Origin of the sequence: Corallococcus sp. BB11-1, from assembly GCF_026626625.1 — a bacterium.
GTDB classification, from domain to species: Bacteria; Myxococcota; Myxococcia; order Myxococcales; family Myxococcaceae; genus Corallococcus; species Corallococcus soli.
The window spans coordinates 25,750-42,511 of record NZ_JAPNJY010000007.1; the positions used below are offsets into that span (position 1 = coordinate 25,750).

Annotated in this window: 14 protein-coding genes; 7 read left to right on the top strand and 7 right to left on the bottom strand. The window is 71.9% G+C overall.

Going from position 1 to position 16,762, the window contains the following annotated elements; translation table 11 throughout:
* Positions 1 to 23: 23 nt before the first annotated feature.
* Positions 24 to 2,876, top strand: coding sequence for a fused MFS/spermidine synthase (locus tag OV207_RS07110; RefSeq protein ID WP_267553710.1), 2,853 nt, complete (start codon positions 24 to 26; stop codon positions 2,874 to 2,876).
* 170 nt (positions 2,877 to 3,046) lie between these two features.
* Complete coding sequence (locus OV207_RS07115; RefSeq protein ID WP_193347981.1) at positions 3,047 to 3,313, top strand: hypothetical protein; 267 nt, start codon at positions 3,047 to 3,049, stop codon at positions 3,311 to 3,313.
* 126 nt (positions 3,314 to 3,439) lie between these two features.
* Here OV207_RS07115 and OV207_RS07120 read toward each other — a convergent pair whose 3' ends face one another.
* Positions 3,440 to 4,639: a hypothetical protein gene (locus tag OV207_RS07120; RefSeq protein ID WP_193347982.1), complete on the bottom strand. Its 1,200-nt coding sequence runs from the start codon at positions 4,637 to 4,639 to the stop codon at positions 3,440 to 3,442.
* Between the two features lie 303 nt (positions 4,640 to 4,942).
* Between OV207_RS07120 and OV207_RS07125 the strand changes: the two genes are divergently transcribed.
* From OV207_RS07125 to OV207_RS07145, 5 genes are read left to right on the top strand one after another with little or no spacing between them, the layout of a single operon-like run.
* Positions 4,943 to 6,271 (top strand): amidohydrolase family protein, encoded by a 1,329-nt coding sequence (locus OV207_RS07125; RefSeq protein WP_267553713.1) that lies wholly within the window; start codon positions 4,943 to 4,945, stop codon positions 6,269 to 6,271.
* 14 nt (positions 6,272 to 6,285) lie between these two features.
* Complete coding sequence (locus OV207_RS07130) at positions 6,286 to 7,272, top strand: class I SAM-dependent rRNA methyltransferase (RefSeq protein ID WP_267553715.1); 987 nt, start codon at positions 6,286 to 6,288, stop codon at positions 7,270 to 7,272.
* Between the two features lie 33 nt (positions 7,273 to 7,305).
* Positions 7,306 to 8,526, top strand: a complete 1,221-nt coding sequence (locus OV207_RS07135) for a serine/threonine protein kinase (RefSeq protein WP_193347985.1) — start codon at positions 7,306 to 7,308, stop codon at positions 8,524 to 8,526.
* Between the two features lie 25 nt (positions 8,527 to 8,551).
* On the top strand, positions 8,552 to 9,349 hold the full coding sequence (gene truA, locus OV207_RS07140) for a tRNA pseudouridine(38-40) synthase TruA (protein WP_267553716.1): 798 nt from the start codon (positions 8,552 to 8,554) through the stop codon (positions 9,347 to 9,349).
* A gap of 22 nt (positions 9,350 to 9,371) precedes the next feature.
* Positions 9,372 to 10,022, top strand: coding sequence for a hypothetical protein (locus OV207_RS07145; protein ID WP_267553718.1), 651 nt, complete (start codon positions 9,372 to 9,374; stop codon positions 10,020 to 10,022).
* A 24-nt stretch (positions 10,023 to 10,046) separates the two neighbouring features.
* Here OV207_RS07145 and argC read toward each other — a convergent pair whose 3' ends face one another.
* Genes argC through argB form a run of 6 tightly spaced genes read right to left on the bottom strand, consistent with a single transcriptional unit; the run spans position 10,047 to position 16,738 of the window.
* The gene (argC, locus tag OV207_RS07150) at positions 10,047 to 11,117 is read right to left on the bottom strand and encodes an N-acetyl-gamma-glutamyl-phosphate reductase (protein ID WP_267553720.1); all 1,071 of its coding nucleotides are present in this window, start codon (positions 11,115 to 11,117) and stop codon (positions 10,047 to 10,049) included.
* Complete coding sequence (locus OV207_RS07155; protein WP_193347988.1) at positions 11,114 to 12,175, bottom strand: DUF1611 domain-containing protein; 1,062 nt, start codon at positions 12,173 to 12,175, stop codon at positions 11,114 to 11,116. The genes argC and OV207_RS07155 overlap by 4 nt, the downstream gene beginning before the upstream one ends.
* Before the next feature lies 1 nt (position 12,176).
* Positions 12,177 to 13,364 (bottom strand): argininosuccinate synthase, encoded by a 1,188-nt coding sequence (gene argG / locus OV207_RS07160; RefSeq protein ID WP_193347989.1) that lies wholly within the window; start codon positions 13,362 to 13,364, stop codon positions 12,177 to 12,179.
* A 38-nt stretch (positions 13,365 to 13,402) separates the two neighbouring features.
* A complete protein-coding gene (argH, locus tag OV207_RS07165) occupies positions 13,403 to 14,752 on the bottom strand; it encodes an argininosuccinate lyase (RefSeq protein ID WP_267553723.1) in 1,350 nt (449 codons plus the stop codon).
* Positions 14,745 to 15,815 (bottom strand): M20/M25/M40 family metallo-hydrolase, encoded by a 1,071-nt coding sequence (locus OV207_RS07170; RefSeq protein ID WP_267553725.1) that lies wholly within the window; start codon positions 15,813 to 15,815, stop codon positions 14,745 to 14,747. Before OV207_RS07170 ends, argH begins: the two co-directional genes overlap by 8 nt.
* Positions 15,812 to 16,738, bottom strand: coding sequence for an acetylglutamate kinase (argB, locus tag OV207_RS07175; protein WP_193347992.1), 927 nt, complete (start codon positions 16,736 to 16,738; stop codon positions 15,812 to 15,814). Before argB ends, OV207_RS07170 begins: the two co-directional genes overlap by 4 nt.
* Positions 16,739 to 16,762: the final 24 nt, after the last annotated feature.

The following is a 16,762-nucleotide window of genomic DNA, read 5'->3' on the forward strand; positions in this document are numbered from 1 at the left end:
CACCACGTCCTCCGAAGAACCTTGTGGCCGCGCTGCTGTTCCTGTCCGGCGCGACCGCGCTCGTCTACGAACTGGTGTGGTCCAAGTACCTGGGAAATGTCCTGGGCAACAGTGGTCAGGCGCACGCGGTGGTGCTGGCCACGTTCATGGGAGGGCTGGCGCTGGGGGCATTTGTCTTCGGGCGGACAGCGGACCGGGTGAAGAACCCCCTGGCGCTCTACGGCGTACTGGAGCTGGGCGTGGGCCTGTACGCCCTGGCGTTCCCCACCGTGCTGGGGGCGCTGGAGCACCTGTGGCTGGCGGTGGCGCCCCACGTCCCGGAGCACCTGCGGGTGGGGCCCCGGCTGATGGTGTCCGCGCTGTCGCTGGTGGTGCCCACGCTGCTCATGGGCGGCACGCTGCCGGCGCTGGTGCGCCACTTCGCCGCGAGCCTCGCCGGGGTGCGGCGGGAGCTGGCGCGGCTGTATGCCATCAACAGCCTGGGCGCCGCGGTGGGCGTCTACATCGCGGGCACGCGGCTGGTGCCGCTCATCGGCCTGTCCGCGTCCGCCACGCTGGCCGCCGGGCTCAACGTGTTCCTCGCGCTGGCGGCGCTGGCGCTCGCCCGTCAGCACCCGCCCGCCCTGGTGGTGGGGGCCGCGGCCGCCGCGGAGGACGTGGCCTATCCGCGCCGGGCGGTGCGCGCGGCGCTGCTGGGCGTGATGCTGTCGGGCTTCACGTCCATGCTGTACCAGGTGACGTGGATCCGCCTGCTGTCCATCGTCATGGGGGCGTCCACCTACGCCTTCACCCTCATCCTGACGGCGTTCATCCTGGGCATCGGCCTGGGCAGCTTCTGGCTGATGACGCGCAAGGAGGGCGGGGACTCGCTGAAGCTGTACGGCTGGACGCAGGTGGCGCTGGTGGTGAGCCTCTGCGTGGCGCTGCCGCTGTACGTGCGGCTGCCGCACCTGTTCCGCTGGTCGGAGTGGATGCTGACGCGCTCGCTGGAGACGTGGCCCATCTTCCAGGCCATCACCTTCGCGTTCTGCTGCGCGGTGCTGCTCATCCCCACGTTCATCATGGGCGCGGCCTTCCCGGCCGCCGCGCGGGTGGCGACGGCGAAGGTGTCCGAGGTGGGGCGCCAGCTGGGCGGCGTGTACCTTTGGAACACGCTGGGCACCATCTCCGGCGCGGTGCTGGGCGGGCTGGTGCTGATGCCCTTCTGGGGCATGCAGGGCAACTTCGTCGCGGGCGCGGTGGCGAACCTGCTGGCCGCGGGCCTGGCGTTCCATGCGGCCTCCCACGGACAGGACGGGGCGGGCGCGCGCGCGGCGCCGGCGTGGCGGGCGCTGGCGCCGGTGGGCGCGGCGGCGGTGCTGGCGGTGGCCGTGCTGGGTGGGATGCATGGATGGCCGCAGCGGCTGAGCCACATCGCGGCCATCCGCGTGGACTCCAAGCCCCCGGAGAGCTACGCGAAGCTGCTGGAGGCCACGGAGAAGCGCATCCGGCCCCGCTTCTACGCGGACGACACCTTCGCCACGGTGATGGTGGGCGAGGTGCCGGCGGACAACATCCGCTTCATGAAGATCAACGGCAAGGTGGACGCCAGCAACGGCACCGACATCCAGACGCAGGTGCTGGCCGGCCACCTGGGCGCGCTCCTGCAACCGCGCGACCCCAAGAACGTGCTGCTCATCGGCTCCGGGGCCGCCATCACCGCGGGCAGCGTGCTGGCCCACCCGGTGGAGCGGCTGGACCTGGTGGAGATCTCCCCCGCGGTCATCGACGCGGCCCGCCTGTTCAAGGACGACAACCGCAACGCGGTGGATGATCCGCGCACGCACATCCACATCGACGACGCGAAGACGTTCATGGCGCTGGCGCCCATCAAGTACGACCTCATCGTCAGCGTGCCGTCCAACCCCTGGGTGGCGGGCGTGTCCGGCCTCTTCACGCGCGACTTCTTCCAACTGGTGGACAAGCATCTGGCGGACGACGGCGTGCTGGTGCAGTGGATCCACACGTATGAGAGCAACCAGGAGCTGGTCCGGCTGGTGATGCGCACGCTGCGCGACACCTTCCCGCACGCCACCACCTGGCTGGGGCCCTCCGACCTCATCATGGTGGCAAGCCGCAAGCCGCTGTCCTTCGACGCCGCGTCGGTCGCCGCGCGCATGGCCCGGCCGGACGTGAAGGCGGACCTGGCCCGGGTGGAGATCCACGACCTGTTCGGCCTGCTGTTCAAGCAGGTGCACACGGAGGCCGGCCAGCAGGACTTCGCCGGGGAGGGGCCCATCAACACGGACGACCACAACCTGCTGGAGTACGCCTCGCCCGTGGCCTTCTTCCTCGCCAACGTGGACGTGCGGGTGAAGGACCAGCGCCGCGCCCCGGACATGGGCCCTGGCCTGCTGCTGCACGACTACGTGCGCACAAACCCGCCCACCGTCGAGCAGGTCTCCGGGCTGTACCGCAACGTCGAGCGCTACCACCCGGAGAATGATCCGCTGGTGCGCAGGGTGGCGGGGCTGTGGCACTCGCTGGCGCCAGAGGATCCGGAGGCCGCGCTCGCGTTCGGCCGGGTGGTGCTGGCGCAGGGCGACGTGACGCTGGCGGCGTCGGTGCTGGAGCCGCAGATCGCCAAGGGCGTCCGCTCACCGGGGATGATGGCCGCGTACCTCCAGCTGCTCACGGACCGGGCCTGGTCGTCCGGCACGCCGTGGACGCCCGAGCGCCCCGACGCCGCGCTCGCCATGGGCCGCGAGGTGTTGGCGCGCCACCCGGAGGATGCGAAGCTCGAGCACGCCTTCGAGAAGTTCTGCGAAGCGCTGCCTCCGCCGGGCTGTGACGCGAAGCCCGCCGCCGTGCCCACCGCGGTGCCCGGGAGCCCCTGAAACCCGCGTGGATCCGTCTTGAGTGGTTCCAGGTGGCTGGAATCATTGGATCCACCCCCCCATCCTCCCGATGACGGATGGAGGTGCGGGTGGGATCGTTCTACTGTCCGTTTCGACCCTGACACCCGCAGGGTGAGTTCTTCACCGCTGCTAGACCCCTGGAGACCCCCATGAACACGCTCGCGAAGAAGCAGAAGATCCAGCTCCGTAAGTCCCGTGGTCAGGGCATGACCGAGTACATCATCATCGTTGCCCTGATCGCGATCGCGGCCATCGGCGTCATCACGCTGTTCGGCGACAACATCCGCAAGCTGTTCGGCGCCTCCGCCGCGGCGCTGGCCGGTAACGACAACGTCGCGAACGACGGCCAGACGGCGTCGAAGGACCTGAAGCAGAAGACGATGAAGTCCTTCGGCCAGAACAACACCTACCAGTGAGCCACGCCAGGCTTCGCGAGGTGGGCTTCGGCTCCAACCTCGCGACCGCCCGGTGCTTCTCCTGAATGGCAGGTCCCTCCAACTGGAAGGGCCTGCCATTTTCGTTTCCAGGAAGGCCGCTCAGTCCTACCGCGCCGCGGAGGCGGGCAGCGGCGCGGGGCTGGCGAGTCCCAGCCGGCGCAGCATCACCTGCCGGATGGACGGGATGCGGAAGCGGAAGATGAACGCATCCGCGAAGTAGTGGGCGAGCACCACCGCGAAGCCCAGGGACGTCAGGCCCCGGAGCAGCGGGTGTGACAGCGCGCCGCTCCCGATGCTGAGCGAGCCGCGCACGGGGCCATCCAGCAGGAAGCCGTGCACCACGCCCAGCGCGAGCAGCGGCAGCATGGCCAGCACCATGGCGGGCCAGATGAACCCGCGGCCCAGGCGGGGCGCGTCACCTTCGCGCGGCTCCAGCATGCGCGCGCTCAGCATGTAGTACTCCAGCCCGTGCATGCCCGGCAGCATCACGTAGCCCCACTCCGGGGCCACGAGCGCCAGGCCCGTCGCCGTCGCCATGCCCAGCAGGTAGAGCACCTTGGGGCCGCTGGCGGTGCCGGAGCGCAGCACCGCGCGGAACAGCAGCAGGAAGTAGCCCAGCCAGAGGGCGATGAGGACGGGCAGCATCTGCCACGGCAGCACTGTGCCCTGGCCCACGTCCAGATAGGCCGGGGCGTCGGGCGCGGCGGACTCGGCGACGAAGAAGATGCGCACCAGCAGGATGGACAGCAGCAGCGGCACGTAGAGCTGCTGGAGCCGGCGCTCGAGGGGGGAGGGCGGCGTGAGCCCCTCCTGTCCCCCGCGCAGGCCGTGCAGGGACCACAGGCCCCGGTGCTGCGACAGGGTGTGGTGCATGCCGAAGACGTTGAAGATGACGGCCACGGCGAAGGTGTGGATGGAGCGGTCGGCGTAGAAGGTGAAGAAGAAGCCCGCGCCCACCGCGAGCATGGCGAGCGTGCCCGCGAGGATGTTCCGGGGCTGGCCGGGGGCGGCGGTGAGCACGTCCCGGTGCACGCCGAAGAGCAGGAACGTGAGCACCACGTGGGTGGCGTTGCCGAGGATGTTCTGGGCGGTCCAGGACATCAGCCGGTGGGCGCCATCCGCCGCCACGGGCGCCATGAACGCGCTGGCCCCGGCGGCGCAGAGGGTGAGGGCCAGGGGGATGGCGAGGATGGCCAGGTCGGCCCTGGGAGAGAACAGCCACAGGCGGCGGAAGCGCAGCGAGCCGGGAGCGGCCGGCGCGTCCTGCTCCGTGGAGGTGGCGACTCCGGGGCTGAGCGGTGTCATGGGACGCGGAGTATACCGGGGCGCCGTGGCCCCAAGAACCCGGGGTCCTCCGCCTGACGGATGCGCGGCGGGTCTTCCCTGCCGGGCTGCCAGGGAGACGCGAGGCGCCCCTCCCGCGTGCCGGGACCGGCGGACTCCCCGTTGGCAGGGATGATCCGCGCGGCGCCTGCCGAGGCGGAGGTTCACGCCGGGCCCTCCCCGGGCGGATCCACGCGCCTCGCGAGCCCGGGCCTGCCCACCGCCACGCCCCGGGTGGGACGGGTTCTTCCCCGACCCGGCCCCCGTGCTAAAACGGGGATGTCCATGGAAGGCCGACTGCTGCTGAAGAACTGCGCCGTGTTCCGTGCGGACGGTCGCGTCCGCCACGGCATGGCCGTCGTGGTGGAGGAGGGCCTCATCCGCCGCGTCGCCCCGGACTCCGAGGTCCCCGTGCTCCCGGGTGACTGGGAGGTCGCGTGTCGCGGCCGGCTCGTCGCCCCCGGGCTGGTGGACTGTCATTCGCACCTGGTCAACGGGCAGCTGCTGCCGCCCAACGGCGACTTCCTCCTGCGCCAGCCGCGCTCGCGCCTGGAGCGCATGCGCCAGGTGTCCGCCCTCCTCAACGCCGAGGACGTGGAGATCCTCACCCGCTTCGCCGCCGCGCGCGCGCTGCTCGACGGGGTCAGCCTCGTCGTGGACCACCTGTCCTGTCCTCTGGACGTGGCCGGGGGGCTGGACGCGCAGGCGCGCGCCGCCGACGCGATGGGGCTTCGGCTGGTCGCGTCCCACTCCACGCACAGCCTGGATGGCGCGGCCCAGGCGGACGCCCAGGCTGAAGCCAACGCGGACTTCGTGCGCCGTCACCGCGACCACCCCCGGGTGCGCGGGGCGCTGGGCTTCCATGCGTCGTACACCTGCGAGGACGCGCTGCTGTCGCGCATCTCCCGCCTGCGCGCGGAGCTGGACGCGCCGCTCGTCTTCCACCTGGCGGAGAGCGAGGACGACCTGTCCGCCACCTACGCCGCGCACGGCCGCCGCGTCGTGCCCCGCCTGGATGCGCTGGGCCTGCTGGGGCCCCACGCCATCGCCGGCTATCCGCGCGCGGTGGAGCGCGCCGAAGCCGAGCGGCTGGCCGCCTCCGGTACGTTCGTGGCCCTCACGCCCCGCGCCACCCGGTCGCTGGAACGCACGGGCGAGTCCGCGGAGGGACCGCTGTCCAGCCTGCACCTCGTGGGGCTGGGCACCGGTGGCCATGGCTCGCTCCAGGAGGAGCTGGCCGCGGCGCTCGCCGGGATGCTGCACCTGGCCCGCTCCGGGCGGATGCCCGACCTGGACGACTCGCTCGCGCACCTGTTCATCAGCGGCCCCGCGGAGCTGTGCACCCGCCTGTATGGCCGGCCCTCTGGCGGCGTGGACGAGGGCAGCATCGCGGACCTCGTCGTCTACGACGCCATCCCCGCCGCCGACCCGGAGACGGGCTACTCGCCCTTCCTCCTGGGGCAGCTGGTGCCTTCGCGGGTGGCGTGGACGCTGGTCAACGGCCGGGTCTGCGTGCGCGAAGGCCAGCTGCTGGGCCACGACTTCGTGGACCTGGCCCGCGACGCCGCCGCCGCCCTGGCCCGCGTCTGGTCCCGCGCGCGGCTGGGCACGTAGGGTAGAAGGGGCGCGTGAGTGCCCTGCCTCCCCGCCTCGTGGACACCCTGCGCGCCGCCCGCGAGCGCCGGGGTGCGCTGCTCTCCGACGCCGCCACCACCGCCTTCCGCCTGCTGAACGGCGCCGCGGACGGCGTGCCGGAAGTCACCGCGGACGCCTTTGGCGACGTCGTCGTCGTGAGCCTCTACCGCGACCTGTCCGAAGCGGAGGAGGCGCTGCTGCTGGACGCCGCCACCGCCGCCTGGACGCCCCGGAGCGTCTATTTGAAGCGCCGCCCCCGCGAGGCCCGCGTGCTCGCCAACGTGGCGAAGGACGCGCTCGCGCCGGAGGCCGCCGCCCGGGGCGAGCCCGTGGATGCGCTCGTCGCGAAGGAGAACGGCCTGGGCTTCCACATCCGCCCGGGGCAGGGCCTCTCCGTGGGGCTCTACCTGGACATGCGCGACACGCGCGCGTGGCTCATGGCCCAGGCGCGGGGCCTCACCGTGCTCAACCTCTTCGCGTACACCTGCGGCTTCGGGGTCGCCGCGACCGCGGGCGGCGCGAAGCGCGTGCTCAACCTGGACGCCAGCCGCCGCGTGCTCGAATGGGGCGAGGAGAACGCGCGCCTCAACGGCCAGGGCGTGGACCGCTACGACTACGTGGCCGGGGACGTCTTCGACTGGCTCCAGCGGCTTTCGAAGAAGGGGGAGGCCTTCGACGTCGTGGTCGCGGACCCCCCGTCCTTCTCCAACACGAAGACGAACCGCTTCTCCGCCGCGCGTGACTACGCCCGGCTGGCGGACGCCGCCGCGCGGGTGGTGGCCCCGGGCGGGCGCCTGGTCGCCTGCTGCAACCTGGCGGGCCTGCCGGTGCGCCGGTTCGAATCCATGGTGCTCGAAGGGGTGACGCGGGCCGGCAGGGCAGGGCGGACGGTGGGGTCGCTCGGTCCCTCGGGGCTCGACTATCCAACACCTCCGGGCGAGGAGCCGGCGCTCAAGGTGCATGTCGTCCAACTTCGTTAGCGCCACCGGCCAGGGCGCGGCTACATTGCCGCCATGGCTCCCGCTGCCTCCGCGCCCCCGCGCGACGCCGTCCGCTTTGGAAACTACCGGCTCATCGACCGGATCGCCGTGGGAGGCATGGCGGAGATCTTCCTCGCCCACCAGGTGGACTCGCGCGGTGACGAGACGCCCATCGTCATCAAGCGCATCCGTCCGCACCTGTCCAAGCACGCCGCCTTCGTGAAGATGTTCCTCAACGAGGCGCGGCTGGCGTCGCAGCTCAACCACCCCAACATCGTGCAGATCCACGACCTGGGGAAGATCGTCGACAGCTACTTCATCGCCATGGAGTACGTGTCCGGCCGCGACATGCGCCGCATCGTGCCCAAGGCGGAGGCCATGGGGATCCCCTTCCCCCTGGTGTACGCGCTGAAGATCGCCTCCTGCGTCTGCGCGGGCCTGCACTACGCGCACGTGAAGAAGGACCTGCACGGCAACCCGCTCAACATCGTCCATCGCGACGTGACGCCGGAGAACATCGTCGTCGCCTTCGACGGCACGGTGAAGGTGCTCGACTTCGGCATCGCCAAGGCCGCCAACCAGGTGGAGGAGACGCGCTCCGGCGAAATCAAGGGCAAGCTCAGCTACATGAGCCCGGAGCAGTGCCTGGGCCGGCCGCTGGACTGCCGCAGCGACATCTTCTCGCTGGGCACCGTCCTCTACGAGTGGCTCACCGGCTTCAAGCTCTTCACCGGCGAGTCCGACGTCGCCGTCATGCGCAGCATCACCGAAGCCAAAATCTACGCGCCGTCGTACTTCCGCGAGGACCTGCCGGAGCGCGTGGAGGCCATCCTGATGCGCGCCCTGGCCCGCGACCGCGAGCGCCGCTACGCGACGGCCGCCGACATGCAGCGCGACCTGGACGCCTTCCTGGACGCGTACGACTTCACGCCCACGCCGCTGCACCTGGCCAACTTCGTCAAGCAGCTCTTCGAGGACGAGCGCTCGCAGGAGCTGCGCCGCGTCTCCACCCGCCAGTCCTCCGCCCCCACCTCCGAGGAGGCGCTGGAGCTGTCGGAGGTGGCGGCGTTCGTGGACGGCCCGCCCACGGAGGCGATGCGGCTGGATGACGGCAACAGCACCGAACCGCGCCTGCTCGCGCTGCCGCTGGAGCCCGTGCTGTACGAGAAGCTGGAGGCGCAGGCGCGCAAGGCGAACGTCAGCACCGCGAAGCTGGTGGCGGACCTGCTGGAGGGCTGGCTGAAGACGCGCTGAAGCCCCGCGCCCCGGTCGCCACCCCATGCCCCGGCTGAAGTTGACGCTCGAATACGACGGCACCCGCTACGTGGGCTGGCAGGTGCAGCCCAACGGGCCGTCCATCCAGTCCACGCTCCAGGACGCGCTCCACAAGCTCCTGGACGAGCGCGTGTTCGTGGCCTCCGCGGGCCGCACCGACTCCGGCGTGCACGCCACGGGGCAGGTGGCGTGCTTCGACGCGGGGCGGGAGCTGCCCCTCAAGGCGTACACCATGGGCCTCAACGGCATCCTCCCGCCGGACATCGCCGTGGTGGCCGCGGAGGTGGTGTCCCCGGACTTCGACCCGCGCCGCTGGTCGCGCGGCAAGCGCTACCGCTACCGGCTGAGCAACCGGCGCACGCGCTCGCCGCTCTTGCGCACGACGCACTGGGAGCTCTTCGCCCCGCTGGACGTGGAGGCCATGCGCCGCGCGTCGCAGGCCCTGCTGGGCCGGCACGACTTCTCCGCCTTCCGCGCCGCGGACTGCCAGGCGAAGCACGCGGTGCGCGAGGTGCGGCAGGTGCGGGTGGAGGGCGCCTCCGGCGACGCGGTGGCCGTCGTCGTGGAGGGCACCGCCTTCCTCAAGCACATGGTGCGCAACCTGGTGGGCACGCTGGTGGAGGTGGGCAAGGGCCGCCGCCCGGAGGCGTGGGTGGCGCAGGTGCTGGCCTCGCGCAACCGGAAGCTCGCCGGGGCCACCGCGCCGCCCCAGGGGCTGGTGCTGGAGGAGGTCTTCTACGGCGACGGCCCGCCCCCTCGCCCGGCGGGGGAAGTGGCCGTCGCGGAAGAGGACGAAGGGTGAGAGTGCGCTAGGCTCCCGGGCCGTGAGCCCCAAGCCCGGTGTCCTCGAGCCGTTGCGCGTCCGCATCCGCCGCTTCCAGTTCATCGTCGGACTGGGGTTCCTGTCGCTCGTGCTGGGCACGATGCTCGGCGTGTCGCTGATGATCCGCCTGAGGGATCCGCTGGGCGCGCTGCCCTCCGACGTCCTCCGGCTCTTCGTGGCGGTGGTGCTGCAGAACCTGTGGATTCTGGCCGTGCTGCCGGCCCTCTGCTACGCCGTCGCGCGCGTCGTCGCGCTGCGGCCGTGGAGCACGGCCCTGGGCGCCGCCATGACGGGCGGCGTCTTCGTCGTCGCGCTCGGCTTCGTGAGCGACGGGACGGACATGTTGACGCACGGGTGGGGGCTCGCGTCGGCGCTGCGGCTGGCCACCTTCGTGGGCGGCATCCTGCTCAGCGCCTGGGGTATCCGCGCCGCGCGGACCGCCGCCGAGCGGGGCTCCTCCGCCGCGCAGGTGAAGGCCGTGGAGCGCCAGTCGGAGTACGACGAGTTCCTCAAGGCCGCGGAGGCCGGCGGTGCGCGCCTGGAGCAGCGGGACCAGGCCGCTTCTACCGCTGCCGCACCCTCCACGGCCCCGGCCGCGCCCGAGGGGCAGGAGTCCCCCCCGGGCGAAGCGCCGAAGACGCCCGCGGCCTGAGGGGGCCGCGGGGCACGCCGGGGACTACGGGTAGCAGGCCGCCTGACGCAGGCCGGTGTCCTCGTCGAAGCCGAGCGCGACGTTGAAGTTCTGCAGCGCCTGCCCGGCCATGCCCTTCACCAGGTTGTCCAGCGCGGCCATCACCGCCACGGAGCGGCCCTTGGTGGCCACGGAGATGTCGCAGAAGTTGCTGCCGGTGACGGCCGCGACGCGCGGCGTGCCCTCCACGATGCGCACGAACTTCGAGCCCTCGTAGTAGCGGCGGTACTTCTCCGTCAGCGACTGCGTCACCACCGCGCCGCCGTGCTCCGGCCACTCGAACTGCACGGTGGCGAAGATGCCGCGCACCATGGGCGCGGAGTGCGGCACGAAGGCCAGCCGGTGCCGGGACGCTCCGTGCGCCACCAGCATCACCTCCACCTCCGCCTCGTGCTGGTGCTCCAGCGGCTTGTACGCGCGGAAGTCGTGCGCGCGCGTCGGGTGGTGCGTGCCCTCACCGGGCAGCGAGCCGGAGCCGGACGAGCCCGTCACGCCCGACACGGCCAGCAGCCCCAGCCCCGGCGTGGCCGCGATGGGCAGGAGCGCCAGCTGCACCGCCGTGGCGAAGCAGCCCGGGTTGGCGATGCGCTTCGCCGTCTTCACGGCGTCCCGCTTCCACTCGGTGAGGCCGTAGGTGAACGTGCCCAGCAGCTCCGGCGCGGGGTGCGGCCGGCCGTAGGCGCCCGCGTAGCGCCCCGGGTGGTCCAGGCGGAAGTCGGACGACAGGTCCACCAGCAGCATCCGGTCCGTGAGGCCGGCGTCCGCCCACTGCTTCTCCAGCCCGGCGAACTGCGACGCCAGCTCCCCGTGGCCCAGCGCGCTGAAGACCACCGGGCGCGCCGAGTCCGAGAGCCAGCGCCAGTCCGGCTCCGCCTCGAAGCGGCCGTCCACCAGCCCCCGCAGGTGCGGGTGCACCTTGTGGATGGGCGACCCGGCATGGTGCCGGGACACCGCGCGGATGCCGGCCACGCCGGGGTGGCCGGACAAGAGTCGCAACAGCTCGCCCCCGCCGAAACCGGAGGCCCCCAGGATGTAGATGTGCGCAGGCGTCGTCATGACTTCCTCCCCGCGCCCAGCTTCGGCGCGAGCTTCTCCACGATGAGGTTTCCCAGGGCGTTTGGATCCGCGCGCGCGTTGCGGGCCGGCAGGCCCACCACCTGCTCCACGAAGCGCACGCCCACCGCGTTGTCCGTCGCGGGCCCGGCGACCATGTCCATCTCGATGCCGTACACCTCGCGCAGGTGCCGCACGCCGCCCGCCGCGCCAACAGGGTCATTGGCGCAGAGGATGAACGCGCCGCCCAGGGCCTTGAGCTCCGGGTCCGCCAGGATGGCCTGCACGCCGTACTCGCCCATGATGCCGTCGCCCGTCTCCGCGACGATGACGTCCACGTCCTGGGCCGCCATCTCCGAGAACACGATGCGCGCCACCCTGGACGCCGTGCGCGCCCCGGTGCAGACGATGCCCGCGTCGGTGAAGTCCATCACCACGTCCGCGCCGCTGTCCTGCATGGCCAGGGTGTCGCGCATCAGCGACACGCCGGTGAGCTTCGCGCCGCCCACGCGGTAGCCCGCCTGGGACAGCTTGCGCACCACGACGCTGGCCGCGTACGTCTTGCCCGCGTTCATGCAGGTGCCCACCACGTAGACCACCGGGCACGTCACCGCCTTGGACGTGCCCTTGAGCGCGCCCGCGGAGACGTGCGCGTGCACGCCCGCGCGGGACTGGAACTCCGGGAACGTCAGCACCTGGCCCAGCACCTCCGCCTCGAAGGGCGCGCCCACGCCGGGGTTGTGCGACGTGCACTTTCCGATGACGCCGCCCATGTTGAGGATGTGGAGCCGGTCGCCCACCGTGACGGACGTGGGCACCACGCCCTCGTAGCCGTGCAGGGCGTTGCGGTGGCCCAGCGCGCCCACGACGATGTCGCCCGCGTGCAGCGTGACGAGCCGGCCGTTCACGTCCTCCAACTGGTTGTAGACGGTCTTCTCCCCGTGGATGCGGACCGCGATGACCGCGCCCTCCTCGCACTTCACCTCGTCCGCGAGGTGCACCGTGCGGCCCACCTGGAGGTTGCGAGTGACACTGCCCACCTTGTCGACCTGGATCTTCATGTCACTTGGCTTTCTGCGAGAGCATCTGCGCGACACCGTAGAGTTTGGCGAACCCCGCCGCTTCCGTCCCCGTCCACAACACGTTGGCCTCTCCGTACGTCGCCACCTTCGCGTCCATCAGCGAGTGCGGCGAACGCACGCCTTCCACGACGTGGATGCGCGGGGTGAGCACCAGCTTCACCTCGCCCGTCACGCGCTCCTGCGAGGAGGCGAGGAACGCCTCCAGGTCCTTCACCACCGGGTCGAAGAAGTGCCCCTCGTGGAGCAGCGACCCGTACAGGTTGCCCAGCGTCTCCTTCCAGAAGAGCTGCTTGCCCGACAGCACCAGCTTCTCCAGCTCGCGGTGCGACGCGATGAGCAGGTGCGCCGCGGGCGCCTCGAAGCCCACGCGGCCCTTGATGCCCAGGATGGTGTCGCCCAGGTGCACGCCCCGGCCGATGCCGTACGTGCGCCCCAGCGCGTTCAGCTTCTCCACCAGCGCCACGGCCGACAGCGCCTGGCCGTCCAGCGCCACCGGCACGCCCTTCTCGTACGACACCACCACGGGCAGCGGCTTCAGGTCGCTGGGGATGACGCCACCGGGGAAGGCCGCCTCGGGCAGGGTGCTCCACGAGTCCAGCGTCTCGCTGCCGCCCACGGACGTGCCCCACATGCCCTCGTTGATGGAATACGCGCCCAGCTTCGCGGGCAGGTGCACGCCCCGCTCCGCCAGGTAGTCCAGCTCCTGCTTCCGGGACAGCGCCAGGTCGCGGATGGGGGTGATGAGCTGCAACTGGGGCGCGAGCGTGCGGAAGGCCACGTCGAAGCGCACCTGATCATTGCCCGCGCCGGTGCTGCCGTGGGCCACGGCCTGCACGCCCAGCTTCTCCGCCATGCGCACGGCCTCCACGGCCTGGCAGGCGCGCTCGGCGGAGACGCTCAGCGGGTAGACCTGGCCGCGCAGCACGTTGCCGGCGATGAGGAAGCGCAGGTAGCCCTGGAAGAGGGTGTCGCGCGCGTCCACCGTGTGGTGCGCCACCGCGCCCAGCTTCAGCGCCAGGGCCTGGATGCGCTCCAGCTGCTCGGGCGGAAAGCCGCCCGTGTCCACGGTGACGGTGGTGACGTCCCAGCCCTGCTCGCGCAGATACACCGTGCAGAACGCGGTATCGAGTCCACCGGAGAACGCCAGCACCACGGACTTCTTGCTCATGCTCAGGACTCCTCTTCTTCAAAAAGGGATGGGAAGACTCAGGCGGCCCAGACGCGCTCGGCGGCCTGGGTCTGCTGCGCGTGGGTGCGCGTGAGCCACTCGCGCGCGTCCGCCAGTTCCTCGCGCGCGGTGGCGAGGCCCAGGTTGCCGGCGCCACCCAGGTGGGTGGCCGTCAGCGCGCCGCGGTCCGGCTGGAAGGTGCCGTCGTTCAGCTGGCGGCCCACCTCCCGGTACGCGTCGCGGAAGGGCAGGCCCTGCGCCACCAGGGCGTAGGCATGGTGCGCGGCGTAGAGCGAGTCGTCGCACGCCGCGCGGGCCTTGTCCGCGTTCACCTTCAGCGCGGGCACCAGCCTCGCCAGCACCTCCAGGAGCGCCTTCGTGCTGGCCAGCGCCTGGAAGGTGGGGCGCTTCAGCAGCTGGAAGTCACGGTGGTAGCTGGACGGAAGCCCGCCCGCCACCGCCTCCACCTGGTGCGCCAGGCCCCGGAGCTCGCGGCAGCGGCCTCGCGCCAGCTCCACGACGTCCGGGTTCTTCTTCTGGGGCATGATGGACGAGCCCGTGGTGAAGGCATCCGGCAGGGCCAGGAAGCCGAACTCGTCCATGCTGTAGAGCTGCACGTCCCACAGCCACTTCTCCAGAGTGCCCGCCACCGAGCACGCCCAGGTGAGCAGCGCCGCCTCATGCCGCCCCCGACTGTCCTGCGCGTCGATGGGGCTGCGTTGAACCCGACTGAAACCGAGGAGCCGCGCGACATATTCACGGTCGATGGGGAGCGGCACGCCGAAGCCCGCCGCCGCGCCCAGCGGACAGCGATCAATCCGGCCCCACACGCCCTTGAGCGCCTCCAGCTCCTCCAGCAGCCCCTCGGCGAACGCCATGCCCCACAGCCCGAAGGTGGACGGCATCGCGCGGCGCAGGTGCGTGTAGCCGGGCAGGGGCAGGTCCGCGTGCGCTTGCGCGAAGTCGAGGAACGTCCCGGCCAACTCCGCCGTGCGCGCGCCCAGGGCGAGCAGCTCCTCGCGCAGGTACAGGCGCAGGGCGAGCAGCACCTGATCGTTGCGCGAGCGCGCCAGGTGGATGCGCTTGCCGGCTTCACCCGTGCGCTCCACGAGCGCGGCCTCCAGCGCGGTGTGGCCGTCCTCCTGCTCCGGGCGGATGACGAAGCGGCCCGCGCGCGCCTCGGCGTGCAGCGCCTTCAGCGCGCCGACGAGCGACGTGGCGGCCTCCGGCGCGAGCAGGCCCACGTGCGCGAGCATGCGCGCGTGCGCGGCGCTGCCCAGCGCGTCGTGCGGCACGAGCGACAGGTCCACCACGGGGTCGTCGCCCACGGTGAAGGCGTGGATGGCCGCGTCCAGCGGCTGGCCCTTGCCCCACAATGTCTCAGCCACGCGCCACCTCCTCGGCATAGCCGTGCAGCAGTCGTCGATAGAACGCGAGCCCCGCCTCCAGCTCCGCGCGCGTGAGGTACTCGTTCGCCTGGTGGCTGCGCAGCGTGTCGCCCGGCCCCACCTTCACCGCCGGCACGTCGCCCAGGAACGCCCAGTCGGACGTAGTGCTGGAGCCCACCGTGCCCTGTCCCGCCGCCGCCACCGCCGCGCGCACCAGCGGGTGCGTGTCCTGCGTGCCCTTGGGCAGGTAGCGCGCCGAGTGCACCACCACCTCGCTCTCCAGCGCCGCGCCCACGTCCTGGGCCACCTTCGCGTGGTCCATGCCCGGCGTGGTGCGCAGGTCCACGAAGAACTCGCACCGGTCCGGCACCTGGTTGCGCGCCAGGCCCCCCGACACCTGCGTCACCTGCGCCCGCGCCTCACCCAGCAGCGGGTGCGCGGGGAAGCGCAGCGCGGACACGGCCTGGATGTCCCGGGCCGCCTTGAGGATGGCGTTGGCTTCCGAGCCCAGGCCTCCCGCGTGCGCGTGCGCGACGTGGCCGGACCTCCCGTGCGCGATGCAGCGCAGCAGCAGCATGCCCCGCTGCGCCGTGCAGGGCTTGAGCGACGTGGGCTCGCCCACGATGGCGGCGTCCAGCGGCCCCAGCGTGGGGAGCAGGGGCCCCAGGCCCTTGCCGCCCGTCTCCTCCTCGGCGGTGAGCGCGAAGACGTGCTCCACACCCTCTGGCGCGCCTTCTTCCAGGAGCGCCTTCGCGGTGAGGAGCATGGCGGTGACGCAGCCCTTGGCGTCGTTGGCGCCCAGGCCGTAGAGGGTGTCGTCCTTCCACACGGCCTCGTGGGGCTCGGTGGTCCACCCGGCGCACGGCTTCACCGTGTCCAGGTGCGAGTTGACGAGCAGGCGCTTCGGGCCGCTGCCCACGCTGAACCAGACGTTGTGGCCCTGGCGGTGCACGCGGGCACCCCAGGACTCGGCCTGGCCGGCCACGAGGTCCGCGATGCGGGCCTCGTCACCGGAGACGCTGGGCGTCGCGACCAGCGCGGTGAGCAGCTCGGTGGGGTTCAACCCCTGGCCTCACCGTGCTTCACCGGATGCTCGCGCACGACCATGGTCCCGCTGCCCTCGTTGGTGAAGACCTCCTCCAGGAGCGCGTCGGACTGCTTGCCGCTGACCAGGTGCACGCTGCCCACGCCGCCCACGAGCGCGTGGCGCATGGCGTGCGCCTTGGGCCGCATGCCGCCCGTGAGCCGGCCTTCGGCCTCCAGCGAGGCCAGGTCCGACAGCGTGGCGAGCGAGATGACGGACGACGGGTCGGAGACGTCCTTCAGGAGCCCCGGCACCTCCACCAGGAAGAAGAGCTTTTCGGCATGCAGCGCCGCCGCGATGGCCGCCGCCACGGTGTCCGCGTTGGTGTTGTAGACGGCGCCGTCCTGGCCTCCGGACAGCGGGGCGATGACGGGCACGTAGTCCGCGGAGCGCAGGTGCTCCACGACGCGCGTGTCCACCGACTCGATGTCGCCCACGAGGCCGTAGTCCACCATGCGCCCCTGCGTCTCACCGGGCTCGGTGACCATGACGGGCGGGCGGCGGCGCGCCTTGATGAGGCCCGCGTCCACGCCGGACAGGCCCACGGCGGGCACGCCCGCGGCCTGGAGGTCCGCCAGCAGGTCCGTGTGCAGCTTGCCCGCGAGCACCATCTTCGCCGCGTCCAGCACCGGCGCGGAGGTGATGCGGCGGCCGGCCGCCTTCTCGATGGGCAGGTGCAGCGCGTCGCAGAGCGCGTCCAGCTCCGGGCCGCCGCCGTGCACCACCACGGGGCGGATGGAGAAGGCCCACAGCAGGGCGATCTGTTCGCACGCCGTCTTGCGGGTGCGCGGGTCGCTCAGCACGGCGCCGCCCAGCTTCACCACGAACGTCTTGCTGCGGAACTGCTTCACGTACTTCGCCGCGTTGCGGAGTGCGGCGTACGGGTCGGGAGACAAGGGCACGGGGGACCTCTGGAAAGTCAGAAG

Coding starts and splice junctions, on each gene's coding strand:
- truA (WP_267553716.1), top strand. CDS start 8,552: ATGCCCCGGCTGAAGTTGACGCTCGAATACGACGGCACCCGCTACGTG.
- OV207_RS07120 (WP_193347982.1), bottom strand. CDS start 4,639: ATGACACCGCTCAGCCCCGGAGTCGCCACCTCCACGGAGCAGGACGCG.
- OV207_RS07155 (WP_193347988.1), bottom strand. CDS start 12,175: ATGAAGATCCAGGTCGACAAGGTGGGCAGTGTCACTCGCAACCTCCAG.
- OV207_RS07125 (WP_267553713.1), top strand. CDS start 4,943: ATGGAAGGCCGACTGCTGCTGAAGAACTGCGCCGTGTTCCGTGCGGAC.
- argG (WP_193347989.1), bottom strand. CDS start 13,364: ATGAGCAAGAAGTCCGTGGTGCTGGCGTTCTCCGGTGGACTCGATACC.
- argC (WP_267553720.1), bottom strand. CDS start 11,117: ATGACGACGCCTGCGCACATCTACATCCTGGGGGCCTCCGGTTTCGGC.
- OV207_RS07115 (WP_193347981.1), top strand. CDS start 3,047: ATGAACACGCTCGCGAAGAAGCAGAAGATCCAGCTCCGTAAGTCCCGT.
- OV207_RS07135 (WP_193347985.1), top strand. CDS start 7,306: ATGGCTCCCGCTGCCTCCGCGCCCCCGCGCGACGCCGTCCGCTTTGGA.